Here is a 26,220-nt window from a genome sequence, read left to right on the forward strand (position 1 = left end):
GTTGGGGAATTTGGCATGCCGGCATGGCGCACTATCAGTTTATGGATGGACCAGTTGGACGAGCCGCTGCAAGCACGGCCGTCGCTTGAGCATGACCTGGACGTCAATGTGGCCATTATCGGCGCCGGGTACACCGGCCTGTGGACCGCTTATTACCTGAAACGCCAGGCCCCCGAGTTGAAAATCGCGATTATCGAGGCGCAGACCGCAGGCTTCGGTGCTTCGGGCCGCAACGGCGGCTGGCTGATGGGCAACTTGCTGGGTGAAGACCGCCTGCTGGCCGGGCTTTCACCGCAACAGCGCCGTGCTTCATTTGACCTGCTGCACGGCATCCCCGATGAAGTGGCCCGGGTGCTGGCCCGCGAAGGCATCGACTGCGACTACCGCAAGGGTGGCGCGCTTTACTGCGCCGCGCGTTACCCCGAGCAAGAAGGCAGCCTGCGGCGTTACCTGGACAAGCTCTATGCCCAAGGCCTGACCGAAGCCGATTATCGCTGGCTGAGCCCGCAACAACTGGCCGAACAGATCCGCATCGCCAAGCCCTATGGCGGTATTTATGCGCCCCATGTCGCGACCATCAACCCCGCCAAGCTGGTGCGCGGCCTGGCGAAAGTGGTGGAGGGCATGGGCGTCACCATCTACGAAAACAGCCCGGTCACCCATTGGCAGTCCGGCAGCCTGCGCACCGCGAATGCCAGCGTGCGCGCGGCTTGGGTGGTGCCGGCAGTCGAAGGCTACGCCACTACTTTGCCGCCGTTGGGGCGCTATCAGTTACCGGTACAAAGCTTGATTGTCGCCACCGAGCCGCTGCCCGCCAGCACCTGGGATGAAATTGGCTTGAGCCATGGCCAGGCGTTTGGCGAGAGCAGTCGGCAGGTCACCTATGGCCAGCGTTCAGCCGATAACCGTTTGGTATTCGGCGCCCGTGGCGGCTACCAGTTCGCCGGTAAGTTGCGCCACAACTTTGACCTGACCGACAGCGAAGTGGAGCTGCGTCGCTACCTGTTTGGCGAACTCTTCCCACAGCTTAAGAACGTAAAGATTACCCACTCCTGGGGCGGCAACCTTGGGATGTCGCGTAACTTCCGGCCGCACATGTTGTGCGACCACAAGACCGGCATCGCGCTGTCCGGCGGTTATGGCGGGGAGGGCGTAGGCGCCACCAACCTCGGCGGCCGCACCCTGGCCGATCTGATTCTCGGCCTCGACACACCCTTGACCACGCAGCCCTGGGTGATCCGCGAACGTGGCCTGGACGCGCTCAAAGCCTGGGAGCCCGAGCCATGCCGCTGGCTGGGCTACAACGCGATCATTCGCAGTTTTGTCCATGAAGACCAGGTGTTGGCCAACCCCAGTACCGCGCCTTGGCGCCGCAAGTTGGCGACCGGCGTGGCGGGGTTCATGGAAAGTTTCATGCACTAAGACGTTTCACTCACACGAGAAGCCCCATGAGCATCACTCAATTCAAAGACGCGCTGAATGCCCACTTGCCGGACTCATCACCTGTGGCCGTGCCCTTGGGCGAGCCCGTCGCCGTGGCCTCGACCTTGAGCGTAGAGCGTAACGACGGCGTCGAAACCGGCATCTGGGCATGCACGCCAGGGCGCTGGCGTCGGCAGATCAAATCCCAGGAGTTTTGCCACTTTATCCAGGGCCGCTGCACCTTCACCCCCGACAACGGTGAAGTCGTCCACCTACAAACCGGCGATGCACTGATGTTGCCGGCCAACAGCACCGGGGTCTGGGATATCCAGGAAACCGTGCGCAAGACCTACGTACTGATGCTGCAAGCGCCCAGCTGCAAGCCTCAAGACTAAAAGCTTACAGCTTGCAGCTGAACGCTTGCAGCTGCCTTTTGTTCTCCTGCCATAAAAACAGCCCTAAAACCGCCAGGAAATCGAACCATGAAAGCCATTGCCCTGTTGCCCTTGATGTTGGTGGCCTCTATCAGTCAGGCCGCCGAGACGGTGAAGATCTACAACTGGTCGGACTACATCGCACCGGACACCACCAAGAACTTCCAGAAAGAAACCGGCATCGGTTTCACCTACGACGTGTACGACAGCAACGAAACCCTCGATGGTAAGTTGATGACCGGCAAATCCGGCTACGACGTGGTGTTCCCGTCCAACCATTTCATGGCCCGGCAGATCCAGGGCGGCGCCCTGAAAAAGCTCGACAAGCGCCAGCTGCCCAACTGGAAAAACCTCAACCCGGTGTTGCTCAAGGCCTTGGAGAACAACGACCCGGGCAATACCCATGGCTTCCCGTACCTGTGGGGCAGCACCGGCATTGGCTACAACATCGACAAGGTCAAGGCGGTACTGGGCGACAACGCGCCGGTGGACTCCTGGGATTTGATCTTCAAGCCCGAAAACATGGCCAAGTTGCAGAAGTGCGGGGTCGCGATCCTCGACAACGGCCCGGAACTGCTGCCGGCCGCGCTCAACTACCTGGGCTTGCCGCACCACAGCAAGAAGGCCGAGGACTACAAGAAGGCCGAAGACCTGCTGATGAAAGTGCGGCCGTATGTGGCGTACTTCCACTCCTCGAAATACACCGCCGACCTGGCCAACGGCGATATTTGCGTAGCCGTCGGGTTCTCCGGCGACATCCTGCAGGCCGAAAGCCGCGCCAAGGAAGCCAAGAACGGCGTGAACATTGGCTACAGCATTCCCAAGGAAGGCGCGGCCATCTGGTTCGACATGGTCGCCATGCCCGCCGATGCGCCTGACGAAAAAGCCGGTTATGCGTTCATGAACTACCTGCTGCGCCCGGACGTGATGGCCAGCATCACCAACTACGTGCGCTACGCCAACGGCAACGCGGCGGCCGATAGCCTGGTGGACCCGGCGATCAAAGCCGACACCAAGGTGTACCCGAGCCCGGAAATGATGGGCAAGTTGTTCGCGCTGGAGGCGATGCCGCTGAATATCGACCGGATTCGTACGCGGGTGTGGAACACCATTCGTACCGGGCGCTAGGCAGAACGCAGCACCCCTGTGGGAGCAGGCTTGTGTGGGAGGCGGCTTGCTCCCACATTCAGACTGCAAAGGGGCCAAAGATCAGGGGTTTTCCAGGTCATGCCCCAGCGACTGGATGAACAACGAAAACAGTTCCGGCTGTGACGAAACATCCAGCTTCGCGTACAGGTGGCGCCGGTGCACCTTCACGGTGTCCGGCGAGATCTTCAGGCGCTCGGCCATGGCTTTGGACGAAAAACCGCGCAGTACCAGGCGCGCGACTTCCAGTTCGCGTTCCGAGAGTACGCCGCTGCCGAAATGGCTCAGCGCATCCCTGATCTGGCTGTCCATGGCCGGCGCGCGCAGGGTACTTTGCTGCCAATGCTGCTGCATCAACGGCAGCACCCATGCCGCCAGCATGGCCATCAGCCCGGTTTCTTCAACGCTGAACCGCCGTTGCATGCCCAGCGATAACGACAAGGTGCCCATTCCCGGCAATTGCAGAATGAACTGCACCTCGTCCTCCAGCACGTTGTCGTGGAAGTAGTTGAGGAAGTATTCACTCTGGCGAAAATGGTCCGGTGCCACTTCCTCCAGGCGGTACACGCCGCTGGCGTAGCCCTCGCGACAGGCCTGGTAAAACGGGTCGAGCAAATACAAACCATTGAGGTACACCAGCATCGACGCTGGTTTGCTGCTGGGCTGGGCGTCGTATTCTTCCAGGGCCTGGGGCGGGCCGCCTTTGGGATAGAAAATCGCTAACGCGTTATCGAACGGCAGGCATTGGTGCAGCAACAACACCAGCTGTTTCCAGAACCGCTCGGTGCCGATGTGCGCGACGGTACGCCCCAAACCGGCGTGCATGCTGACCTCTCTGAACAGGCTCATGTAACAGGCTCCCGCCATCAAAAGATCGGCCAAGGGTTCGGCTTTTAACGAGTACCGTCAAGGGGAGTACGCCAATAGGGGAATTGGCCGACATAAACACAGCGTTTACCTTTGCCACTGTCCAGTGGGAAACATATCCCGCAAAAGCCCGACTTTTCGTTTCTGCCTCCTACCAAAAACAACGACAGAGGATAACGATATGAGTGCTTCCCCCGCGCCAGATGGCGTGCTCAAGCCAACGCTGAGCGTTTTCGATGTGGTGGCCATTACGGTTTCGGCGGTCACGCCGGCCAGTTCCGTGTTTGTGATTGCGCCCTTTGCCATCCAGCAAGCGGGCAGTGGTGTATTCCTGGCGTTTGTGATGGCTGCGGTGCTCGCCCTGATGTTCGCGTTCTGTTACGCCGAACTGGGCCGGGCGCACAACAGCGCCGGGGGTGAATACGTGTATGCCAAGCGGGTATTTGGCGGTATGGCGGGTTATGCCACGTTTCTGACGGTATTGGTGATGTTGCTGTTTATCCCGCCGGTACTGGCGACGGGGGCGGCGACTTACCTGAACAACGCCCTGGGCACGAGATTCGATTCGCAAACCGTGGCCCTGGTGATTGTGGTGTGCAGCTACGCCTTGGGCATCCTCAATATCAAGCTCAATGCCTGGATCACCGGCACCTGCCTGCTGTTGGAAGTGGCGGCGTTGCTGGTCATCGTGTTTATCGGCTTCGGTAACCCGGTGCAGCCCGCCAGCGTGTTGTTTCAACCGCAGATCGTCGAAAACGGCGTGCTGCACCTGGCGCCTTGGGCGTTGGTGATCGGTGCGGTGGGTATCGGCCTGTTCTCGTTCAATGGTTACGGCCCGGCCGTCTTGCTCGCCGAGGACATGAAGTGCGGTGGTAAAGGCGTGCACAAGGCGGTGTTGTGGTCGCTGGGCCTGGTGGTGGTGATCGAGCTGGTGCCTATCACCGCGCTGTTGATCGGCGCGCCGTCGCTGAGTGCGATGATCAGCAGCCCGGACCCGATTGGTTATTTGCTGACCAGCCATGGCAATGAAACCTTATCCCGACTGGTCAGCGCGGGGATCTTCCTGTCGGTGTTCAACGCAATCGTCGCCATCGTTATTCAGATTGGTCGCGTGGTGTTCAGCAGTGGCCGCGATGCCTTGTGGACGCCGCGCATCAACACACTGTTCACACGCATTCACCCGCGCTGGGATTCGCCGTGGCTGGCGACATTGTTCCTGGCCATTCCCTCGGCGCTGCTGAGCTTCAGCTCCAACCTGGCGGACCTCACTTCGTTCAGCGTGTTGCTGATCATGCTGGTGTACCTGGTGGTGGCGATGAGCGCGCTGATGAGCCGGGTGCTCCTGCGTGATCGCGAACATCCCTATCGCATGCCGTTGTGGCCGCTGCCGGCGCTGTTGGCGGTGCTGGGCGCGGGTTATTTGCTGGTGACCCTGGTTGCACAAGCGTCCGTGCGCGACATCATGATTATCATCGGCTTGCTGGCCTTGTCGGTGATTTTGTATTGCATCAGTGGCCGGTCGAGTCCGGCGTTTCAGAAATTGTAAGGAGTGGGTATGCGTGCACGTCAATTGGGCATCACGTTGGGGCTGGGTACGCCTGGCGAATTGAATGCTATCACCGATGTTCCAGGCGTCCGGGTCGGCCACAGTACGCTCAAGACCCGTATCGACGGCAAGCAGGTGCGCACGGGCGTCACCGTGATCCAGCCGCGCGCCGGAGAGGCGCGGCACCAGCCGTGTTTTGCCGGCTACCACGTGCTCAATGGCAATGGCGACGCCACCGGCCTTGAGTGGATCAGCGAGGCCGGGTTGTTGACCACGCCAATGGCCATCACCAACACCCATAGCATCGGTATCGTGCGTGACACCTTGATCGCCCTGGAGCGCGAGCGCCTGGCGGACCCGGCGGTGTACTGGTGCATGCCGGTCGTCATGGAAACCTACGATGGCCTGCTCAACGACATCTGGGGCCAACACGTCAAACCCGAGCATGTGCGCCAGGCGCTGGACACTGCCGAGAGCGGCCCGGTGCAGGAGGGCGCGGTGGGCGGCGGCACCGGCATGATCTGCCATGAGTTCAAGGGCGGCATCGGCACGGCGTCCCGACGTTTGCCTGAAGCGCAAGGCGGCTGGACCGTCGGTGTATTGGTGCAGGCCAACCATGGCAAACGCCAGGAACTGCGGGTGGATGGCTACCCGGTGGGCCGCCAGTTGATGGGCATTGCTTCACCGTTCGCCGAACGGGGCACGCCGGGCATGGGCTCGATCGTGGTAATTATCGCCACTGACGCGCCGCTGCTGCCCCATCAATGCAAGCGCCTGGCGCAGCGCGCCTCCATCGGCATTGCCCGCACCGGCGGCGGCACCGAGGATTCCAGCGGCGACCTGTTCCTGGCCTTCGCCACCGGCAATCACGCGCTACCGCCGGCGGATTACGCGCGCAAGGACCTGCCGCTGAGCACCGTGTTGCGCATGGTCAATAACGACCATATTTCGCCGCTGTTCAGCGCTGCGGCCGAGGCGGTGGAGGAGGCGATCATCAATGCCATGCTGGCCGGCGAGGCCATGACCACGGATGACGGCGTCCAGGTGCCTGGGTTGGCGGGCGAGACCTTATTGGAGGCATTAGGCAAGTCGGGTTGGGGTGTGTCCCGGTAATAGGGGACAACGTTAATTAAATAGTCTAAGTAATGGCTCTTTAATGTCGCCAATGACACCGTGACAATATATTGGATCCATTATTCAAGTGCGCCGCTCAACTAGAGCGGCGTTTCGTCTATTTAATATTTAAATAACAGTGGCTGGCAATTTGCCGCACAACAGCAATGCCGCCCAATAAATGCTACGCGCGACTTCTTTAAGTTGAATCTGCGTCACATTTTCAGTTCAGAAATATTTGTAGACGAAAGATTTCAAGTTGTGTCAGTTTCGATACGCCTTCAAAAGAGGCGAGTGATAGGACGATCTCGCCCGCGAGGTTCCTATCGACCAAAGACTGATGCACTTGCAAACAAGGAAGTACGTTTATGTCAAAAGTAAAAGACAAAGCTATTGTTTCTGCCGCGCAAGCCAGCACTGCTTACTCGCAAATCGATAGCTTTAGCCATTTATACGACCGTGGCGGCAACCTCACGGTTAATGGCAAACCGTCCTATTCCGTGGACCAGGCAGCCACCCAGCTGCTGCGTGATGGCGCCGCGTATCGGGATTTTGATGGCAACGGCAAGATTGATCTGACTTACACCTTCCTCACCTCGGCTTCCTCGGCCACCATGAACAAGCATGGCATCTCCGGGTTCAGCCAGTTCAACACCCAGCAGAAAGCACAGGCCGCACTGGCCATGCAATCCTGGTCGGATGTTGCCAACGTGACCTTTAGCGAAAAGGCCTCGGGCGGTGACGCACACATGACCTTCGGCAACTACAGCGGTGGCCAGGACGGCGCGGCGGCGTTCGCTTACCTGCCCGGCACCGGCGCAGGCTACGACGGCACCTCGTGGTACCTGACCAACAATAGCTACACGCCGAACAAGACGCCGGACCTGAATAACTATGGCCGGCAGACCCTGACCCACGAAATCGGCCACACCCTGGGCCTGGCTCACCCTGGCGACTACAACGCCGGGAATGGCAACCCGACCTATAACGACGCGACCTATGGACAGGACACGCGTGGCTACAGCGTCATGAGTTACTGGAGCGAGAGCAACACCAACCAGAACTTCAGTAAAGGCGGCGTCGAAGCTTATTCTTCGGGCCCGCTGATCGACGACATTGCCGCGATCCAGAAGCTCTACGGTGCCAACTACAGCACCCGCGCCGGCGACACCACCTACGGTTTCAACTCCAACACCGGGCGTGACTTCTATAGCGCCACCTCCAACGCCGACAAGCTGGTGTTTTCGGTATGGGACGGTGGCGGCAACGACACCCTGGACTTCTCCGGTTTCACCCAGAACCAGAAGATCAACCTCAATGAGGACTCGTTCTCCGACGTTGGCGGCCTGGTGGGCAACGTGTCCATCGCCAAGGGCGTTACCGTCGAGAACGCGTTCGGTGGTTCGGGCAACGACCTGATCATTGGTAACAACGCAGCCAACCTCATCAAAGGCGGTGCCGGCAACGACATCATCTACGGTGGTGGCGGTGCGGACCAACTGTGGGGCGGCGCCGGCAACGACACCTTCGTGTTCGGTGCCAGTTCCGATTCCAAGCCGGGTGCGGCAGACAAGATCTTTGACTTCACCTCCGGTTCGGACAAGATCGACCTGTCCGGTATCACCAAAGGTGCAGGCTTGACCTTCGTCAACGCGTTCTCCGGGCATGCCGGCGACGCAGTGCTGAGTTATGCCTCGGGCACCAACCTGGGCACCTTGGCCGTGGACTTCTCCGGGCACGGCGTGGCGGATTTCCTCGTCACCACCGTTGGCCAGGCAGCGGTCAGCGATATCGTAGCATGATGTAAAGCGCGCGGCGCTTCGGCGCCGCGCTCTAGGATGGAGCGAAAGATGCCGCGTTTTTCTCATTTGATCGCCTGTGCTTCACAGGTGTTGTTCGTTTCGGCAGGAGCCCATGTAATGGCGAGCAGTCTTGTTTTACCCACCACCGCGCAATTGGCCGGCCATTGGCAGTTACACCAGCAGGATCGGGTGTGCGCGCTGGACTTGCTGGAACAGGCCAATGCCCTGGCCGGTGATGTCGGCTGTGTCACCGCATGGCTGGGCGAGAAACCCCTGACCTGGACGCCCACCCCGGATGGTATCTGGCTGATGAATGCCGAAGGCACGGGCATTACCCATTTAAACCGCCAGAAAGAAGGCGAATATAAAGGGCGCACACCGTCCGGCACGGAAGTTGTACTGCAACGAAGACCTTAGTTAAAAGTTATAAGCATATAACTCGATTTTTATAGTTGGCCGCCCTTACTAAGGGTTTGGGCAACTATTGCGCGTCATTCGCTCACGGAAGATAAGAAGATATGGCGAAGTCCCATGCGGTTGCGCCCTTATTCAGGGCGTTGGGTGAATACAAGAGTATTTTGATCAGCATCGGCTGCTTCACGGCGTTGATTAACCTGTTGATGCTGGTGCCGTCGATTTACATGCTGCAAGTGTATGACCGTGTGCTGTCCTCCCAGAATGAAACCACCCTGGTGATGTTGACGCTGATGGTCGTGGGCTTCTTTGCCTTTATCGGCACCCTGGAAGTCGTGCGCAGTTTTATCGTGATCCGTATTGGCAGCCAGCTGGAGCGGCGTTTCAACTTGCGCGTGTACAAGGCTGCGTTTGAACGCAACCTGCAGCGGGGCCAGGGGCATGCCGGGCAATCTCTCGGCGATTTGACGGTTATCCGGCAGTTCATCACCGGGCCGGCGCTGTTCGCGTTCTTCGATGCGCCGTGGTTTCCCATCTATCTGTTCGTGATTTTCCTGTTCAACGTGTGGCTCGGCGTGCTGGCCACTGCGGGCGCGGTGCTGCTGATCGCGCTGGCGTGCCTGAATGAATACCTGACCAAAAAGCCGTTGGGCGAGGCGGGTGCGTTCTCGCAGCAGTCCACGCAGTTGGCGACCAGCCATTTGCATAACGCCGAAACGATCCAGGCCATGGGCATGCTCGGCGCGTTGCGCAAACGCTGGTTTGCCGTGCATTCGCAATTTCTCGGCTATCAGAACACGGCCAGCGATACCGGCTCGGTGATCACCTCGCTGAGCAAGTCCCTGCGTCTGTGCCTGCAATCGTTGGTGCTGGGCCTGGGCGCATTTTTGGTGATCAAGGGCGAGATGACCGCCGGGATGATGATCGCCGGTTCCATCCTCATGGGCCGCGTGCTCAGCCCCATCGACCAGTTGATTGCGGTGTGGAAGCAGTGGAGTTCGGCCAAGCTGGCCTACCAGCGGCTTGACGAGTTGCTGCGTGAATTCCCGCCGGAAGTTGAGCAGATGGCGTTGCCGGCCCCCAAGGGCCAGGTCAGTTTCGAGCAAGTCAGCGCAGGCCCGCCGGGGCGGCGCATGGCGACCTTGCATCAAGTCAGCTTCAGCCTCGGCGCGGGCGAAGTGCTGGGCGTGCTCGGCGCGTCGGGTTCGGGCAAATCCACCCTGGCCCGCGTGCTGGTGGGCGTGTGGCCAACCCTGGCCGGCACCGTGCGCCTGGACGGCGCGGATATTCATCGCTGGGACCGCGACGACCTTGGCCCGCATATCGGTTACTTGCCCCAGGACATCGAACTGTTCAGCGGCAGCATCGCCGACAACATCGCACGCTTTCGCGATGCCGACCCGGAACTCGTGGTCAGAGCCGCGCAACAAGCCGGTGTACATGAACTGATCCTGCGCCTGCCCCAAGGCTACGACACTGTGCTGGGCGACAACGGCGGCGGCCTCTCCGGTGGCCAGAAACAACGCGTGGCGCTGGCGCGTGCGCTGTACGGCGGCCCGCGCTTGATCGTGCTGGATGAGCCCAACTCCAACCTCGACACCGTCGGCGAAGCGGCCTTGGCCAGCGCCATCGTGCAGATGAAAGCCCAGGGCAGCAGCGTTGTGCTGGTGACTCACCGTTCCTCGGCGTTGGCCCAGGCCGACAAGTTACTGGTGCTCAACGAAGGGCGCCTGCAGGCGTTCGGGCCGAGCCAGGAAGTGCTGCGCGCCTTGTCGGGCCAGCAGGAAGCACCCCGCGAAAAGGCCGGCGTGAGCCTCAGCCGTCAGTACCAAGCCGGAAGGAATCCAGGCGCATGAGCAGCCTTATTGTTGAACCCCGTTTTGAACAGCGTGACGCCGGTTTCTTTGTCCGTATGGGCTGGTTGCTGACCCTGGTCGGCGCCGGTGGTTTTTTCCTCTGGGCCAGCCTGGCGCCGCTGGACCAGGGCATTCCGGTGCAAGGCACGGTGGTGGTGTCGGGCAAGCGCAAGGCGGTGCAAACCTTCAGCCCCGGCGTGGTCAGCCGGATCCTGGTGAAGGAAGGCGAACTGGTCAAACAGGGCCAGCCGCTGTTTCGCCTCGACCAGACCCAGAACCAGGCCGACGTGCAATCCCTGCAAGCCCAGTACAGCATGGCCTGGGCCAGCGTGGCGCGCTGGCAGAGTGAGCGTGACAACCGTTCCAGCATTACCTTTCCTGCCGAGTTGAGCGCCAACCCTGATCCAGCGTTGGCGCTCGTTCTGGAAGGCCAGCGCCAACTGTTCAGCAGCCGTCGCGAAGCCTTTGCCCGCGAACAAGCCGGTATCCGCGCGAACATTGACGGCGCTACCTCACAGCTGAGCGGCATGCGTCGCGCCCGCAGCGACCTGACCGCCCAGGCGCAATCGCTGCGTGACCAACTGAGCAACCTGCAACCGTTGGCCGACAACGGCTACATCCCGCGCAACCGGCTAATGGAATACCAGCGCCAACTGTCCCAGGTTCGGCAAGACCTCGCCCAGAACACCGGCGAAAGCGGGCGTGTGGAGCAGGGCATCCTGGAGTCGCGCCTCAAGTTGCAGCAACACAGCGAGGAATATCAAAAGGAAGTACGCAGCCAACTGGCCGACGCGCAACTGCGCAGCCTGACCCTGGAGCAACAGCTCACCTCAGCCGGCTTCAACCTGCAACACAGCGAAATCAATGCGCCGGCCGATGGCATTGCGGTCAACCTGGGCGTGCACACCGAAGGTGCCGTGGTGCGTGCGGGCGAGACCCTGCTGGAAATTGTGCCGCAAGGCACGCGCCTGGAAGTCGAAGGGCACTTGCCGGTGCACCTGGTGGACAAGGTCGGTACGCACTTGCCGGTCGATATTCTCTTCACCGCCTTCAACCAGAGCCGCACGCCGCGGGTACCGGGGGAAGTCAGCCTGATCTCCGCCGACCAGATGCTCGATGAAAAAACCGGCGCGCCGTACTACGTGCTGCGCACCACTGTGAGCGAGGTGGCGCTGGCGAAGCTGCATGGCCTGGTGATCAAGCCGGGCATGCCCGCCGAGATGTTCGTGCGCACCGGCGAGCGCTCGTTGCTCAATTACCTGTTCAAGCCGCTGCTCGATCGCGCCGGCTCCGCGTTGACCGAGGAATGAGCATGAAGCCTGTGTTCCTCGCCTTGCTATTGAGCTGCACCGGTGCCCAAGCCGCCATGGGCCCGTTTGATGTCTACGAGCAGGCCCTGCGCAACGACCCGGTGTTTCTGGGCGCCATCAAGGAGCGCGACGCCGGCCTGGAAAACCGCACCATCGGTCGCGCCGGGCTGCTGCCGAGGCTGTCTTACAACTACAACAAGGGCCGCAACAACTCCAAAGCCACCTTGCCCGACGGGCGCGGCGGTAATTACCACGACAACCGTAACTACGACAGCTATGGCTCGACGTTCAGCCTGCAGCAGCCGCTGTTTGACTACGAAGCCTATGCCAACTACCGCAAGGGTGTGGCCCAGTCGCTGTTTGCCGATGAAAGCTTTCGCGACAAGAGCCAAGCGCTGCTGGTGCGGGTGCTGAGCTATTACACCCAGGCACTGTTTGCCCAGGACCAGATTGACATTGCCCGCGCCAAAAAGAAGGCCTTCGAGCAGCAGTTCCAGCAGAACCAGCACCTGTTCCAACAGGGCGAGGGCACCCGCACCGACATCCTCGAAGCCGAATCCCGTTACGAGCTGGCCACCGCCGAAGAAATCCAGGCGCTGGATGAACAAGATGCGTCGTTACGCGAGCTGGGTGCGTTGATCGGCGTGCAGAGCGTCAACATCAATGACCTGGCACCGCTGAACCAAAGCTTTGCCGCGTTCACGTTGATTCCGGCCAACTACGACACCTGGCATGAATTGGCGATCAGCAATAACCCCACGCTGGCCTCCCAGCGCCAGGCCGTGGAAGTGGCGCGTTATGAAGTGGAGCGCAACCGCGCCGGGCATCTGCCGAAGATCACCGCGTATGCCAGTTCACGCCAGCAGGAATCCGACAGCGGCAACACCTACAACCAGCGCTACGACACCAACACCATCGGCGTCGAAGTGAGCGTGCCGCTGTATGCCGGTGGCGGCATCTCGGCCTCTACCCGTCAGGCCAGTCGCAGCATGGAACAGGCCGAGTACGAGCTGGAAGGCAAAACCCGCGAAACCCTGATTGAGCTGCGTCGCCAGTTCAGCGCCTGCCTGTCGGGGGTGAGCAAATTGCGCGCCTATCAAAAGGCCCTGACGTCGGCCGAGGCGCTAGTGGTGTCGACCAAGCAAAGCATCCTCGGCGGCGAGCGGGTCAACCTCGACGCGTTGAACGCCGAGCAGCAGTTGTACAGCACCCGTCGCGACCTGGCCCAGGCCCGGTATGACTACCTGATGGCCTGGACCAAATTGCACTACTACGCGGGCAACTTGCGCGACACCGACCTTGCGAAAGTCGATGAGGCCTTCGGCCCTGTGAAATGAGCACATATAAAAACAATAAGGATGGTTTAGATGATCACCGATTCACCGCGTTTCAAACCGTTTACCGCAGGCTCCTTGCTCCTGTTGTCCGTTGCGGCACAGGCGGCCTATACCGAGACCGGCCAACCCGGTAACCCTGCCAGTTGGCGTTCCGCCGAATTCCAGAGCGACTGGGGCCTGGGTCGCATGAAGGCGGATGAAGCCTATGCCGCCGGCATCACCGGCAACGGGGTCAAGGTCGGTGCGCTGGACTCAGGCTTCGATCCCAATCATCCCGAGGCTTCCAAAGACCGCTATCACGCCGTCACCGCCACAGGCACCTACGTCGATGGCAGCCCGTTCAGCACCACCGGTGCGCTCAACCCCAATAACGACTCCCACGGCACCCATGTCACCGGCACCATGGGCGCCGCCCGTGATGGCACCGGCATGCACGGCGTGGCCTACAACGCGCAAATCTATGTGGGCAATACCAACGCCAACGACAGCTTCCTGTTTGGCCCGACCCCGGACCCCAAGTATTTCAAGGCGGTGTACAGCGCGTTGGTGGATTCCGGTGTGCGGGCCATCAACAACAGTTGGGGCAGCCAGCCCAAGGACGTCAGCTACCAAACCCTCGGCGACCTGCATGCGGCCTACGCCCAGCATTACAACCAGGGCACGTGGCTGGATGCGGCGGCGGACGTGGCAAAGGCCGGCGTTATCAACGTGTTCAGTGCCGGTAACAGCGGTTACGCGAACGCGAGCGTGCGTTCGGCCTTGCCGTATTTCCAGCCGGAACTGGAAGGCCACTGGTTGGCCGTGTCGGGTTTGGACAAGGCGAATAACCAGAAATACAACAAGTGCGGGATCGCCAAATACTGGTGCATTTCCACACCGGGCGCGCTGATCAACAGCACCATTCCCGATGGCGGTTATGGGGTGAAATCCGGCACTTCGATGTCGGCGCCCCATGCCACGGGCGCGCTGGCGCTGGTCATGGAACGCTACCCGTACATGACCAATGAGCAAGCGTTGCAGGTGCTGTTGACCACCGCCACGCAGCTCGACGGTTCGCTCACCCAGGCACCCAACACCACTGTGGGCTGGGGCGTGCCGGACCTCGGCCGGGCGATGCACGGGCCGGGGCAATTGCTTGGCCCGATGAATGTCAGCCTGGCCGCCGGGCAGGGCGATGTCTGGAGCAATGCAATCTCCGATCAGGCCTTGCTCCAGCGCCAGGCCGAGGACCGCGCCGAGCACAGCACCTGGCAGCAAACCCTGGTCGACAAGGGCTGGCAAAATGGCGTGGGCGCGACCGCCAGCCAGCAGGACAAGACCGATTACGCCGTTGGCAACGCCCGCGACCAGGCCGCTGCAAAGCGGGTATATGAAGGCAGCCTGATCAAATCCGGTGCCGGCAGCTTGGTACTCAGCGGCGACAGCACCTACCGTGGCGCGACCACCGTTAATGGGGGGTTGTTGGCCGTGAATGGCGCGTTGACCTCGGCCGTGACCGTCAACACCAGCGGCACACTCGGCGGTTCCGGGCGTATCGGCGCCTTGTCGGTGAACAGCGGCGGCACGGTGGCACCGGGCAATTCCGTGGGCACTTTGCAGGTGGCCGGCGATGTGAACCTGGGCGCGGGCTCCACGTATGCGGTGGAACTGACCCCCACCAGCAGCGACCGCATTGTCGCGGGCGGCAAGGCCGTTCTGGGCGGCGGCACCGTAACCCTGGCGCTGGAAAACAGCCCGACGTTACTCAGCCAGAACCAGGTGCACAGCCTGATTGGCCGTCAATACACCATCCTCCAGGCTGCAGGTGGCATCCAGGGCCAGTTTGGCCAGGTGCTGCCCAACTACGTGTTCCTCGGCGGCACGCTCGACTACGCCGCCAATGGCGTGCAGTTGGACGTGGGGCGCAACAACGCCACATTCGCCAGCGTCGCCGCCACCCGAAACCAGCGCAACGTTGCGGCCGCCGCCGAGCAACTCGGCGCCGGTAACCCAGTGTATGAGAGCGTGTTGTTGTCGGACTCGGTCGCCACCGCCCGCCAAGGCTTGCAGCAACTGTCCGGTGAAATCTACCCGGCAATTGGCGCGATGCTGATCAACGACAGCCTGCAACTGCGCGACGCCGTCGGCGAGCGCCTGCGCCATGTGCCGGTGAACGGTGAAAGCAGCCTGTGGCTCAAGGCGCTCGGCGCCTGGGGCAAGACCGACAGCCGCAGCGAAACAGCTGGCGCCAACACCTCGATCGGCGGCCTGCTGGCCGGTGTCGACGGTGCACTCGACGAGCAGACCCGCGTGGGTGTGGTTGCCGGCTACAGCGACAGCTCGCTGAATATGGGCAGCGGCACGCATTCGTCGGCGTCCATCGACAGTTACCACTTCGGCGCGTATGCCGGGCGTGAATTGGGCGACTGGCGCGTCAGCGTCGGCGGTGCCTACAGCTGGCATCGCGGCGATGTGAAGCGTGAGCTGCAATACGGCGAAGTCAGCGGCAAGCAAAAGACCAAACTGGACGCGCGCACGGCCCAGCTGTTCACCGAAGCCGCGTACCGCATTCACCTGCAACCGCTGGCGCTGGAGCCGTTCGCCAACCTGGCCTACGTGCACCTGGACAGTGACTCTTTCCACGAAAAAGGCGATGCCGCAGCGCTTGAGCGTGGCAGTGATCGGCGCGATGCCGTGCTCAGCACCCTTGGTGTGCGGGCGCTGAAAACCCTGCCTCTGAATGACCACCAGCAGCTTGAACTCTCCGGTTCCCTAGGCTGGCAACACAGCCTCACGGCGGTCGATTCCGAAGAACATTTGGCGTTTGTCGCAGGCGGGCCTTCATTTGCCGTGCGCAGTTCGCCGTTGCTGCGCGATGCCGCACTGGTCGGTGTGCAGGCCAGCCTCGCGCTGAGCCCGACCACACGGGTCAACCTGGATTACAACGGCCAGTTGGGTGGCCGTGAGAAAACCCAGGGCGTGGGGCTGAGCCTGAACTGGCAGTTCTAGAGGGCAGCGTAGGTGAGAAGGTGGGAGCGGGCGTGCCTGCGATAGCAGTGGGGCAGTGATGCAGTTGCTGGCTGATACACCCTCATCGCAGGCAAGCCAGCTCCCACATTCACTCGTCGGCGCTCCAGAGAAAGCGATTTACACACGTGCAATAAGAAAACTAAGGAAGGTCACCGTGAAAAAACACAAGTCAGGGTTAATTACCGCCACTCACACAGGCCCGGGCTATCCGCTCAAGGCCTTGAGCTGCGTGCCATACGGCGCGTTGCTGTGCTGCCTGGCAAGCCTGGGAACCGCCCAGGCCGCACCCTATGTGGAAGCGGGCAAACTGGGCGACGCCGCGAGCTGGCGCAGCAACGAGTTCAAGGCCGATTGGGGCCTGGGCGCCGTGCACGCGGACGCTGCCTACGCCGCCGGCTACACCGGCAAGGGCGTCAAACTGGGCATCTTCGACCAGCCGGTGTACGCCCAGCACCCGGAATTCGCCAGCCCCGGCAAGGTGGTGACGATTGTCACCGAAGGCATCCGCCAATACACCGACCCGTATATTCCGGTGAAGGCGGGCGATGCGTTCCGTTATGACGGCACGCCGTCCCAGGACTCTAACGGCAAGCTGGGTAACCATGGCACCCACGTCGGCGGCATTGCCGCCGGTAACCGTGACGGCGGGCCGATGCATGGCGTGGCCTTCAATGCGCAAATCATCAGCGCGGAAAACGGCGACCCGGGGCCGGAAGACGGGATCATCCTCGGCAACGACGGCGCGGTGTACAAGGCAGGCTGGGATGGGCTGGTCGCCAGCGGCGCCCGGATCATCAACAACAGCTGGGGCATCGGCATTGGTGACCAGTACGCCAAGGGCGGTCGCGATCCTGCGTACCCGAACTTCACGGTCAATGAAGCGCAGGCACAGTTCAATAACATCCGGCCGATCCTCGGCACGCTTGCCGGTGGTGCTTATCAAGGCGCAATCGATGCGGCCCGCAGCGGCGTGCTGACCATCTTTGCCGCCGGTAACGACTACAACCGCAACAACCCGGATGCAATGTCGGGCCTGGCGTACTTTGTGCCGGAGATTGCACCGAACTGGCTGTCGGTAGCCGCCTTGCAGCAAAACCCGGATACCACGAGTCCCAATCCGTATGTGATCAGCACCTTCTCGTCGCGCTGCGGGTATGCGGCGAGCTTCTGTGTGTCGGCGCCGGGCACGAAGATTTTCAGCTCGATCATAAACGGCACCACCCTTGCCAACCTCACCACCGACTGGGCCAACAAAAACGGCACCTCTATGGCTGCGCCCCATGTGGCGGGCGCCGCGGCGGTGCTGATGGAGCGCTTCCCGTACATGAGCGGCGAGCAGGTCTCCACCGTGCTCAAAACCACCGCTACCGACCTCGGCGCGCCGGGCATCGACGCGCTGTACGGCTGGGGCATGATCAACCTGGGCAAGGCGGTTAACGGGCCAGGGATGTTTATTACCGCCGAAGATATCCCGGCTGAGTTCCGTATCGACGGGGCGTATGGCAGCGGGCAGTTTGTCGCGGATTTGCCAGGGATCGGCGCCGTGGTGGATGCCGGCAAACCGACCCAACGCCTGTGCACGGACGTGCATTGCGGGTTGGACGTGTGGAGCAACAATATTTCAGGCCATGGCGGCCTGACCAAGCAGGGCATCGGCACCCTGGTGCTGACCGGCGCTAACACCTACAGCGGCCCGACCCTGGTCAATCAAGGTTTGCTGGCGATCAACGGCTCGGTCACTTCCGACGTGACCGTCGGCCAGAGCGGTGTGCTCGGTGGCTCGGGGCGCATCGGTTCGCTGAGCGCAAAAAGCGGCGGCACCGTTGCACCGGGTAATTCCATCGGCACGCTGAATGTGGCGGGTAATGTCACCTTTGACGCAGGGTCGACCTACGCGGTGGAGTTGTCGCCGACCAACAGTGACCGAATTGTCGCCGGGGGGACCGCCACGCTCAATGGCGGCACCGTGACCCTGGCCCTGGAAAACAGCCCGACGCTGCTGACCAATGCGCAGGCTGGAAGCTTGATCGGTCGCCAGTACAACATCCTGCAAGCCGCAGGTGGCGTAACCGGCAGTTTCGGTGCAGTAGTGCCGAACTACCTGTTTGTCGGTGGCACCTTGAACTACGCCGCCACTGGCGTGCAACTGGACGTGGCGCGTACCAACAGCTTCGCCAGTGTGGCCGTGACGCCAAACCAGCGTGCTGTGGCGGCTGCGGCCGACCAATTGGGCGCGGGCAATGCGGTGTATGAAAGCTTGTTGCTGGCGCCGACTGCAGCCTCGGCGCAAGGTGCGTTCCAACAGCTCTCCGGCGAAATTTATCCGGCGCTGCAAAGTGCGTTGGTGAATGACAGCCGTTACGTGCGTGAAGCGGTGGGCGAACGCCTGCGCAATGGCGATATGGGTGCCAGCAGCCAGACCCTCGATAGCCGTGGCAACGTGTGGGTCAAGGCGTTGGGCGCGTGGGGCAAGACGGACAGCCGCAGCGACACGGCGGGCTACACCACGTCACTGGGCGGCATGCTCGCTGGTGTAGACGGCGCGCTGGACGAGGCGACCCGTATCGGCCTGGTCGCCGGCTACAGCGACACCTCGTTGAACATGGGCAACGACACCCATTCCCGGGCTTCGGTCGACAGCTACCACTTCGGCGCGTACGCCGGGCATGAGATCGGTGCCTTGCGCCTGAGCGGTGGTGCGACCTACAGCTGGCATCGCGCCGACGTGAAGCGCGACCTGCAATACGGCGACGTCTCCGGCAAGCAAAAAGTCAAAGTGGATGCGAGCAGCACCCAGGTGTTCGGCGAGGCGGCATATCGCGTCAACCTGCAACCTTTGGCCCTGGAGCCGTTCGCCAACCTGGCCTACGTGCACCTGGACACCGACGGTTTCACCGAAAAGGGTGATGCCGCTGCGCTGAAAGGTCGCGACGACAGCCGTGATGTGGTGTTGAGCACCTTGGGCATGCGTGCGTTGAAGACCTTCAATGTCAATGACCACCAGCAACTCGAGGTGTCCGGCACGCTGGGCTGGCAGCACAACCTGAGCAGCACCGATTCCGAACAGCACCTGGCGTTTGCCTCGGGCGGTCCGTCGTTTTCGGTGGAAAGCGCACCGATGGTGCGTGATGCGGCATTGGTGGGCGCGCGGGTCAGCCTGGCGTTGAGCAAGGACGCGCGGGTGAACTTTGATTACAACGGCCTGCTCGCCAGCAAGGAAAAAATCCACGGGGTGGGGTTGAGCCTCGACTGGGCGTTCTAAGGGTTTCACACCCTTGCAGGGTGCCGGGCTTGTGTGGGAGCCGGGCTTGCCCGCGATGCAGGCACCTCGGTAGGTCAGTTGCACCGAGGTGATGCTATCGCAGGCAAGCCAGCTCCCACATAAAGCCTGTCCCCTCAGGGGCAACGGGTGTTTTCGCTTTCTCTACAAATCCAACAACAGAGAGGCACTACCATGGGTATCTTTGACTATAAAAACCTCGGCACCGAGGGTTCCAAAGCGCTGTTCGCCGACGCCATGGCGATCACGTTGTATTCCTACCACAACCTGGATAACGGCTTTGCCGTGGGTTACCAGCACAATGGCCTCGGGCTTGGTTTGCCGGCCACGCTGGTCGGTGCGCTGCTCGGGAGCACGGATTCACAGGGCGTGATCCCGGGTATTCCCTGGAACCCCGATTCGGAAAAAGCCGCGCTGGAGGCGGTGCAAAAAGCCGGTTGGACGCCCATCAGCGCAGGTACCCTCGGCTACGGCGGCAAAGTCGATGCGCGCGGCACGTTCTTTGGCGAAAAAGCCGGCTACACCACGGCGCAGGTCGAGGTGCTGGGCAAGTACGATGACGCCGGCAAACTGCTGGAAATCGGCATCGGCTTTCGTGGCACATCGGGGCCACGGGAAACCTTGATCAGCGACTCGATCGGCGACCTGATCAGCGATCTGCTCGCTGCCCTGGGCCCCAAGGATTACGCAAAAAACTACGCCGGCGAAGCCTTCGGCGGTTTGCTCAAAAACGTCGCCGATTACGCCGGTGCCCATGGCCTGACGGGCAAGGACGTGGTGGTCAGCGGCCACAGCCTGGGCGGCCTGGCGGTCAACAGCATGGCGGATTTGAGCACCAACAAATGGTCGGGCTTCTACAAGGACGCCAACTACGTGGCCTATGCATCACCGACCCAAAGCGCCGGCGACAAGGTGCTCAACATCGGCTATGAAAACGACCCGGTGTTTCGCGCGCTGGACGGCTCCTCCTTCAATCTGTCGTCCCTGGGCGTGCACGACAAGCCCCACGAGTCGACCACCGACAATATCGTCAGCTTCAACGACCACTACGCCTCGACGCTGTGGAATGTGCTGCCGTTCTCCATCGTCAACCTGCCGACCTGGGTCTCGCACCTGCCGACCGCGTATGGCGACGGCATGACGCGCATCCTCGACTCCGGGTTCTATGACCAGATGACCCGTGATTCCACGGTAATCGTTGCCAACTTGTCCGACCCGGCGCGAGCCACTACCTGGGTGCAGGACCTCAACCGCAATGCCGAGCCGCACAAGGGCAATACCTTCATTATCGGCAGCGACGGCAACGACCTGATCCAGGGTGGCAAGGGCGCGGACTTTATCGAAGGCGGCAAAGGCAATGACACGATTCGCGACAACAGTGGGCATAACACCTTTCTGTTCAGCGGCCAGTTCGGCAACGATCGCGTGATTGGCTACCAGGCCACCGACAAGCTGGTGTTCCAGGACGTGCAGGGGAGCACCGACCTGCGTGACCATGCCAAAGTGGTCGGCGCGGACACGGTGCTCACGTTTGGCGCCGACTCGGTGACCCTGGTCGGTGTCGGGCATGGTGGCCTGTGGGCGGACGGCGTCAGCATCGGCTGATCAACGCCAATTATGCCCCCGCCAGCCGCCACCCCAATACGGCCGGTGGGGGTTGCCATAGCCGTAACCGTAGACATGATGCGGATAGTAATAGGGCCGTGGGCCGTAACCCCAGTGGCCGTAATAGACCGGTGGAGGCGGGGCTTGCACCACGATCACCCTTGGCGGCTGACGAATGATGATGGTGTCGGCAAACGCCGGCGCACTGGCCAGGGCCGCCAGCGTCAGCGGAATCAGTAAAAGAGCGCGTACCGTCCGGGACATGAGTGCCATGGCCGTCTTTCTCCGTTCTACCACCCTCGAAAATGAAGGCGGCTTACCGGTTAAACGCCGGCAGGGCGAAAATCCTTCGGTAAATAAATCTTCACGGATCAACGGCGCAGCGCAGCGACGGATTGGGCCGGTCTCAGGCGTTTAATCACTGCCTGCGAGATGTTTCGCGCGTTATGTGAGGAGCTGAGCATGTCCCGATTTCGACTGATGCTGTGCGCTCTGGTACTGCTGGGGCTGGGCGGGTGCGCGGTGTACCCGGCCTATCCGGGCCCATGCTGCTATCGGCCGTACTACCACTCGTACTATTACCATCCCTATTACCACCCGTATTACTACCACCCGTACTACCGGTATTGATCGGTTGGCAGCCCAAACAAAAAGCCCCGCATTGGCGGGGCTTTTTGGTTTTCAGGTGCTTACTTTTCGTTACGCACCGTCGCTACATCATCCGCCTTGACGCGTATGTGCTTGCCGGCGATATCGGTGAATTCATAGAAGCCGTCGGCTGTCTTGGTCTTGGGGGTGTCCTTGGTCAAATACTGCGTGCCGTTTTGCAATGTCACGACGGTTTGCGTGGAGCAACCAGTCAATAGCAGAAAAGTGAGTGCAACCAGTGGAAGACCCAAATTCTTCATGTTCATAACCCTTACCGTTAACCCTGAAAAGTCCCGCGCCATGGGCTGCGGGCCGCAAATGTTACGCCATCAACTGTCCTATCTGATCACTTTTATACAAAAAGTTGCGTGCGCCATTTATCTATTACCGATTGCAACAGCGCGCCACTGGCGGCACTCTGTATGCATAACCAGTATTTGATCAGCGCGCGACATGGCCAATCCCCTCGACGACCCCTTGTATTACCTGCATAACTTCCGCCAAGTGCTGCATTGGTTGGGGCAACGCTATGCCGATTTACTCGACCCGGATGAACAGCATTTCATTCAGCAATTTGACAGGTTGCCGCAAGCGTCCCAAGCCTTGTTGGTGCGCATGGTGATGCGCAAGGGCGTGCACTTTCGGGCGAGCAAACTCAATTATCTGGAGATTGGTTGCACCCGCACGGCTGCGCTGGCACTGGTGGAGCAGGGTTGGGTTGAGGATCAGGGGCAGCTGTGCGTCGAAGAGCTGTTTGCGTTGCTGCAAAAAGGCGAAATCCTCGAGGCCTTCAAGCCGTGGATTGATCAGCCCAAGGGCAGGAAGGCCGATTGGCTGGCGTTGCTGGCGGAGCAGTTCACCGAACAGCGTCGGTTTGCCCAGTGGTGCCCGACGGTCAGCGATGCGCTCTACAGCCTGACCATCATGGATTTGTGCGATCGCCTGCGCCTGATGTTCTTCGGCAATCTGTATCAGGACTGGTCGGAGTTCGTGCTGGCTGACCTGGGCATCTACACCTACGAAAAAGTCCAGTTCTGCGCCGAGTCCCGTGGCCTGCGCAGCCGTGACGATGTCGTCGGGTTTCTGTTCCTGCACCAATGTCAGCAGGCCTTTGAAGCGGGGGAGACGCTGGACGAGGTGCTGCTACGGATCGCTTCGCTTGTCACCGACAACCCCTGGCTGGAAAAACGTCGGGCCAAGCTGTTGTTCCAGGTCGGCCAGTATTGCGAGCGCAGCGCCGAATTGGCGCTGGCGGCGCAGATCTACCGTGATTGCGCCTACCCAGGCGCGCGCTCACGGCTGATTCGCGTGCTGGAGCGTCAGGCGCACTACGCGCAAGCCATGGCTTTGGCGTGCGCTGCGCAACAGGCCCCGGAAAGTGCCGCCGAACAACAACACCTGCTGCGAGTGCTGCCACGCCTGCGCCGCAAACTCGGCGAACCGGCGTTGCCCAAGACCAGGCCACGCGAGGTCACACGCCTGGACCTGGCACTGGTCCCGCAGCCGCTGATGTCAGTGGAGTATTGTGTCCAGGCCCATCTCAGCGAGCCCGATGGGCCGGTGCATTATGTCGAAAATGGCCTGATCAATTCCTTGTTCGGGCTGTTGTGCTGGGAGGCGATTTTTGCGCCGTTGCCAGGTTCGTTCTTCCACCCGTTCCAGCGTGGGCCGGTGGACCTGCACAGTGAAGACTTTCACCAGCGCCGCAGCGTGGTGTTCGCCGCCTGTTTCGACCAACTGGAGGACGGGCGTTATAAGACCACCATCCGCCAGCGCTACGCGGACAAGTGGGGTATCCAGTCACCGTTCGTGTTCTGGAACCTGCTCAGCGAAGAACTGCTCGAGCAAGCACTCGCGTGTTTGCCGGCCGAACACCTGCGTTACTGGTTTGAACGTCTGCTGCTGGACATCCGCGCCAACCGCACGGGCATGCCGGATCTGATCCAGTTCTGGCCCGCACAAAAGACCTACCGCATGATCGAGGTCAAAGGCCCTGGCGATCGCCTGCAGGACAACCAACTGCGCTGGCTGGAATTCTGTGGTGAATACCAGATGCCGGTTACCGTCTGCTATGTCCGCTGGGCTGAACCGGCTTGAGCTACAGCGTTGCGGTGCGGGCGCTGTGTGAGTTCACGGCCAAGGTCGGCGACCTCGACCTGCGTTTCACGCCGTCGCCCAGCGCCCAGGAAGGTATCGTCGGCCATCGCACGGTCGCCTCGCGACGCAGCGCGCACTATCAAAATGAAGTGGCCCTGGAAGGCGACTACCAGCAGCTCAAGGTGCGGGGCAGGGCGGACGGTTACGACCCGGACAGCAACCGCCTTGAAGAGGTGAAAACCTATCGCGGCGACCTCGACGCCCAGCCCGCCAACCATCGGCAACTGCATTGGGCCCAGGTCAAAGTGTACGGCTGGTTGATGTGCCAGAAACTCGGCCTGCATGAAATCGACCTGGCGCTGGTGTACTTCGACATCGTCGGTGAGGGTGAAACCCTGCTCAACCAGCGTTTTCAGGCGGCCGAGCTTGAGCGGTTCTTCAACCAGCAATGTGCGCTGTTCCTGGGCTGGGCGCGCGAGGAAATGCAGCACCGCGACGCGCGCAACAGCGCTGCACAACGCCTGGCCTTCCCCCATGCCGAGTTTCGTCCCGGCCAGCGCTCGCTGGCCGAGTCCGTCTACAAGGCGGTCAGCACCGGCCGTTGCCTGATGGCCCAGGCGCCCACCGGTATCGGGAAGACCGTCGGCACGCTCTTCCCGATGCTCAAGGCCCTGGCGCCGCAGCAATTGGACAAGGTGTTCTTCCTCACCGCCAAGACCCCGGGCCGCAAGCTGGCACTGGATGCCGCCCAGGTGCTGTTCGACAGTCACCCCGATCTGCCGCTGCGCGTACTTGAACTGGTGGCGCGGGACAAGGCGTGCGAACACCTGGACAAAGCCTGTCACGGTGATTCCTGCCCCTTGGCCAAGGGCTTTTACGATCGCCTGCCGGCCGCGCGCACGGCAGCCTCGAAGGTGCGTCTGCTGGACCAGCGCAACCTGCGCGATGTCGCCCTGGCCCATGATGTGTGCCCGTATTACCTCAGCCAGGAAATGGCGCGCTGGACTGACCTGGTGGTCGCCGACTACAACTACTATTTCGACTTTGGCGCCATGCTCTTCGGCCTGGCCCAGTTGAACCAATGGCGCGCCGCTGTGCTGGTGGACGAAGCCCACAACCTGGTGGAGCGCGCTCGCTCGATGTACAGCGCGAGCCTCGACCAGTACAGCCTCAAAACCTTGCGCGACGCTGCGCCCGAGCCGCTGAAGAAACCCTTGCAGCGCCTGAACCGCGAATGGAACGCCTTGCACAAGGACCAACTTGCGCCGTACCAGGCCTATGCCACCAAGCCGGACAAACTGCTGCAGGCCCTGAGCCTGTGCACCAGCGCCATGGGCGACCACTTCAACGACCACCCCGAAACCCTCACTGGCGACCTGCAAGCGTTCTATTTCGAGGCGCTGCAATTTGCCAAAGTGGCCGAGCTGTTCAGCGAGCAGTTCATTTTCGATATCAGCAAGCGTCAGTTCGGCGGCAAGCGCAGTGTTTCAACGTTGTGCCTGCGTAACGTGGTGCCTGCCGAATTCATCCGCCCCAGGCTGACGGCGGCCCGCAGCAGCGTGCTGTTTTCCGCGACGCTGAGCCCGCGTCACTATTACGCCGACTTGCTTGGCCTGCCGGCGGATACCGCCTGGATTGACGTGGAGTCGCCGTTCAAGGCCGAGCAATTGCAGGTGCGCATCGTCGATGAGATCTCTACGCGTTTTGTGCATCGCCAAGCGTCACTGGAGCCCATCGTCGCGTTGATTGCACGGCAGTTTGCGACGCAACCGGGTAACTACCTGGCGTTTTTCAGCAGCTTCGATTACTTGCAACAAGTGGCGCAGCTGATGGCCGAACGGCACCCCCAGGTCGCGCTGTGGTTGCAATCACGCGGTATGGCCGAGGCCGAGCGGCAAGCATTTCTTGAGCAGTTCACCCATCACAGCCAGGGCATCGGCTTTGCCGTGCTGGGCGGCGCGTTTGGCGAGGGTATTGATTTGCCTGGGGCGCGCTTGATCGGGGCGTTTGTTGCCACCCTGGGCTTGCCGCAACTGAACCCGATCAACGAGCAAATGAAAGCACGCATGGGCGCGATCTTCGGGGCCGGCTACGACTACACCTATCTGTACCCCGGCATCCAGAAAGTGGTGCAGGCCGCGGGCCGAGTGATCCGCAGTCAACAAGACCGGGGGGTGGTGATGTTGATTGATGACCGCTTTGGCGAGGCGCGGGTGCGGCAGTTGTTGCCGCGCTGGTGGACAGTCGATTAAGTGCGTTTGGCTTATTCCCGCCATCAATGATACTGGCATGCACGGCGCCGATTCTGCACCCTGATCAAAACACGCAGAAAGG

General features: G+C 61.3%; 19 protein-coding genes. 16 read left to right on the top strand and 3 right to left on the bottom strand.

Annotated features, from left to right (window positions below; translation table 11 throughout):
• Positions 1-15: 15 nt before the first annotated feature.
• The 3 genes from ACDZ94_RS26135 to ACDZ94_RS26145 all read left to right on the top strand — a co-directional run bounded on the left by ACDZ94_RS26135 (position 16) and on the right by ACDZ94_RS26145 (position 2,984).
• Positions 16-1,422, top strand: coding sequence for an NAD(P)/FAD-dependent oxidoreductase (locus ACDZ94_RS26135; RefSeq protein WP_221294673.1), 1,407 nt, complete (start codon positions 16-18; stop codon positions 1,420-1,422).
• A gap of 26 nt (positions 1,423-1,448) precedes the next feature.
• Positions 1,449-1,817 (top strand): cupin domain-containing protein, encoded by a 369-nt coding sequence (locus ACDZ94_RS26140; protein ID WP_432751646.1) that lies wholly within the window; start codon positions 1,449-1,451, stop codon positions 1,815-1,817.
• Positions 1,818-1,904: 87 nt separating this feature from the next.
• Complete coding sequence (locus ACDZ94_RS26145) at positions 1,905-2,984, top strand: polyamine ABC transporter substrate-binding protein (protein WP_064452316.1); 1,080 nt, start codon at positions 1,905-1,907, stop codon at positions 2,982-2,984.
• A gap of 81 nt (positions 2,985-3,065) precedes the next feature.
• Here the strand turns inward: ACDZ94_RS26145 and ACDZ94_RS26150 are convergent, their stop codons facing one another.
• Positions 3,066-3,851: a helix-turn-helix transcriptional regulator gene (locus ACDZ94_RS26150; protein ID WP_221294674.1), complete on the bottom strand. Its 786-nt coding sequence runs from the start codon at positions 3,849-3,851 to the stop codon at positions 3,066-3,068.
• Between the two features lie 199 nt (positions 3,852-4,050).
• On the opposite strand from ACDZ94_RS26150, the gene ACDZ94_RS26155 reads away from it, so the two are divergent.
• The 10 genes from ACDZ94_RS26155 (at position 4,051) to ACDZ94_RS26200 (ending at position 21,141) form a co-directional block, all read left to right on the top strand.
• Positions 4,051-5,415, top strand: a complete 1,365-nt coding sequence (locus ACDZ94_RS26155) for an APC family permease (RefSeq protein ID WP_064452318.1) — start codon at positions 4,051-4,053, stop codon at positions 5,413-5,415.
• Positions 5,416-5,424: 9 nt separating this feature from the next.
• Positions 5,425-6,528 carry a P1 family peptidase gene (locus ACDZ94_RS26160; protein ID WP_064452319.1) on the top strand — a complete coding sequence of 368 codons (1,104 nt, stop codon included), beginning with the start codon at positions 5,425-5,427 and terminating at the stop codon, positions 6,526-6,528.
• A gap of 368 nt (positions 6,529-6,896) precedes the next feature.
• Positions 6,897-8,330, top strand: coding sequence for a serralysin family metalloprotease (locus tag ACDZ94_RS26165; RefSeq protein ID WP_432751647.1), 1,434 nt, complete (start codon positions 6,897-6,899; stop codon positions 8,328-8,330).
• A gap of 48 nt (positions 8,331-8,378) precedes the next feature.
• On the top strand, positions 8,379-8,747 hold the full coding sequence (locus tag ACDZ94_RS26170; protein WP_064452321.1) for a protease inhibitor Inh/omp19 family protein: 369 nt from the start codon (positions 8,379-8,381) through the stop codon (positions 8,745-8,747).
• Between the two features lie 101 nt (positions 8,748-8,848).
• Complete coding sequence (locus ACDZ94_RS26175) at positions 8,849-10,600, top strand: type I secretion system permease/ATPase (protein ID WP_064452322.1); 1,752 nt, start codon at positions 8,849-8,851, stop codon at positions 10,598-10,600.
• Complete coding sequence (locus ACDZ94_RS26180) at positions 10,597-11,910, top strand: HlyD family type I secretion periplasmic adaptor subunit (RefSeq protein ID WP_432751648.1); 1,314 nt, start codon at positions 10,597-10,599, stop codon at positions 11,908-11,910. The genes ACDZ94_RS26175 and ACDZ94_RS26180 overlap by 4 nt, the downstream gene beginning before the upstream one ends.
• Positions 11,911-11,912: 2 nt before the next feature.
• Entirely contained in the window at positions 11,913-13,247 is a 1,335-nt protein-coding gene (locus ACDZ94_RS26185) for a TolC family outer membrane protein (protein WP_432751649.1), read from the top strand.
• Between the two features lie 30 nt (positions 13,248-13,277).
• Positions 13,278-16,235, top strand: a complete 2,958-nt coding sequence (locus tag ACDZ94_RS26190) for an autotransporter domain-containing protein (protein ID WP_432751650.1) — start codon at positions 13,278-13,280, stop codon at positions 16,233-16,235.
• 175 nt (positions 16,236-16,410) lie between these two features.
• A complete protein-coding gene (locus tag ACDZ94_RS26195; protein ID WP_432751651.1) occupies positions 16,411-19,518 on the top strand; it encodes an autotransporter domain-containing protein in 3,108 nt (1,035 codons plus the stop codon).
• 192 nt (positions 19,519-19,710) lie between these two features.
• Positions 19,711-21,141, top strand: coding sequence for a polyurethane esterase (locus ACDZ94_RS26200; protein WP_064452327.1), 1,431 nt, complete (start codon positions 19,711-19,713; stop codon positions 21,139-21,141).
• On the opposite strand, the gene ACDZ94_RS26205 is transcribed toward ACDZ94_RS26200, so the two are convergent.
• Complete coding sequence (locus tag ACDZ94_RS26205; protein WP_064452328.1) at positions 21,142-21,414, bottom strand: hypothetical protein; 273 nt, start codon at positions 21,412-21,414, stop codon at positions 21,142-21,144. It abuts the gene before it with no gap.
• 189 nt (positions 21,415-21,603) lie between these two features.
• Between ACDZ94_RS26205 and ACDZ94_RS26210 the strand changes: the two genes are divergently transcribed.
• Positions 21,604-21,771 (top strand): hypothetical protein, encoded by a 168-nt coding sequence (locus ACDZ94_RS26210; RefSeq protein WP_167353697.1) that lies wholly within the window; start codon positions 21,604-21,606, stop codon positions 21,769-21,771.
• Positions 21,772-21,830: 59 nt separating this feature from the next.
• Here the strand turns inward: ACDZ94_RS26210 and ACDZ94_RS26215 are convergent, their stop codons facing one another.
• The gene (locus tag ACDZ94_RS26215; protein WP_064452329.1) at positions 21,831-22,055 is read right to left on the bottom strand and encodes a YgdI/YgdR family lipoprotein; all 225 of its coding nucleotides are present in this window, start codon (positions 22,053-22,055) and stop codon (positions 21,831-21,833) included.
• Between the two features lie 187 nt (positions 22,056-22,242).
• On the opposite strand from ACDZ94_RS26215, the gene ACDZ94_RS26220 reads away from it, so the two are divergent.
• Both ACDZ94_RS26220 and ACDZ94_RS26225 read left to right on the top strand, forming a co-directional pair.
• Positions 22,243-23,886: a VRR-NUC domain-containing protein gene (locus ACDZ94_RS26220; RefSeq protein ID WP_432751652.1), complete on the top strand. Its 1,644-nt coding sequence runs from the start codon at positions 22,243-22,245 to the stop codon at positions 23,884-23,886.
• Positions 23,883-26,138 carry an ATP-dependent DNA helicase gene (locus tag ACDZ94_RS26225; RefSeq protein ID WP_432751653.1) on the top strand — a complete coding sequence of 752 codons (2,256 nt, stop codon included), beginning with the start codon at positions 23,883-23,885 and terminating at the stop codon, positions 26,136-26,138. The genes ACDZ94_RS26220 and ACDZ94_RS26225 overlap by 4 nt, the downstream gene beginning before the upstream one ends.
• Positions 26,139-26,220 lie beyond the last annotated feature (82 nt).

The organism is Pseudomonas sp. UBT (assembly GCF_050915955.1).
In the GTDB taxonomy this organism is placed as follows: Bacteria; Pseudomonadota; Gammaproteobacteria; order Pseudomonadales; family Pseudomonadaceae; genus Aquipseudomonas; species Aquipseudomonas antarctica_A.

Excerpts from the sequence above, each read along its gene's own strand:
- ACDZ94_RS26135 (WP_221294673.1), top strand. The coding sequence starts at position 16 with ATGCCGGCATGGCGCACTATCAGTTTATGGATGGACCAGTTGGACGAG.
- ACDZ94_RS26140 (WP_432751646.1), top strand. The coding sequence starts at position 1,449 with ATGAGCATCACTCAATTCAAAGACGCGCTGAATGCCCACTTGCCGGAC.
- ACDZ94_RS26145 (WP_064452316.1), top strand. The coding sequence starts at position 1,905 with ATGAAAGCCATTGCCCTGTTGCCCTTGATGTTGGTGGCCTCTATCAGT.
- ACDZ94_RS26150 (WP_221294674.1), bottom strand. The coding sequence starts at position 3,851 with ATGAGCCTGTTCAGAGAGGTCAGCATGCACGCCGGTTTGGGGCGTACC.
- ACDZ94_RS26155 (WP_064452318.1), top strand. The coding sequence starts at position 4,051 with ATGAGTGCTTCCCCCGCGCCAGATGGCGTGCTCAAGCCAACGCTGAGC.
- ACDZ94_RS26160 (WP_064452319.1), top strand. The coding sequence starts at position 5,425 with ATGCGTGCACGTCAATTGGGCATCACGTTGGGGCTGGGTACGCCTGGC.
- ACDZ94_RS26165 (WP_432751647.1), top strand. The coding sequence starts at position 6,897 with ATGTCAAAAGTAAAAGACAAAGCTATTGTTTCTGCCGCGCAAGCCAGC.
- ACDZ94_RS26170 (WP_064452321.1), top strand. The coding sequence starts at position 8,379 with ATGCCGCGTTTTTCTCATTTGATCGCCTGTGCTTCACAGGTGTTGTTC.
- ACDZ94_RS26175 (WP_064452322.1), top strand. The coding sequence starts at position 8,849 with ATGGCGAAGTCCCATGCGGTTGCGCCCTTATTCAGGGCGTTGGGTGAA.
- ACDZ94_RS26180 (WP_432751648.1), top strand. The coding sequence starts at position 10,597 with ATGAGCAGCCTTATTGTTGAACCCCGTTTTGAACAGCGTGACGCCGGT.
- ACDZ94_RS26185 (WP_432751649.1), top strand. The coding sequence starts at position 11,913 with ATGAAGCCTGTGTTCCTCGCCTTGCTATTGAGCTGCACCGGTGCCCAA.
- ACDZ94_RS26190 (WP_432751650.1), top strand. The coding sequence starts at position 13,278 with ATGATCACCGATTCACCGCGTTTCAAACCGTTTACCGCAGGCTCCTTG.
- ACDZ94_RS26200 (WP_064452327.1), top strand. The coding sequence starts at position 19,711 with ATGGGTATCTTTGACTATAAAAACCTCGGCACCGAGGGTTCCAAAGCG.
- ACDZ94_RS26205 (WP_064452328.1), bottom strand. The coding sequence starts at position 21,414 with ATGGCACTCATGTCCCGGACGGTACGCGCTCTTTTACTGATTCCGCTG.
- ACDZ94_RS26210 (WP_167353697.1), top strand. The coding sequence starts at position 21,604 with ATGTCCCGATTTCGACTGATGCTGTGCGCTCTGGTACTGCTGGGGCTG.
- ACDZ94_RS26215 (WP_064452329.1), bottom strand. The coding sequence starts at position 22,055 with ATGAACATGAAGAATTTGGGTCTTCCACTGGTTGCACTCACTTTTCTG.
- ACDZ94_RS26220 (WP_432751652.1), top strand. The coding sequence starts at position 22,243 with ATGGCCAATCCCCTCGACGACCCCTTGTATTACCTGCATAACTTCCGC.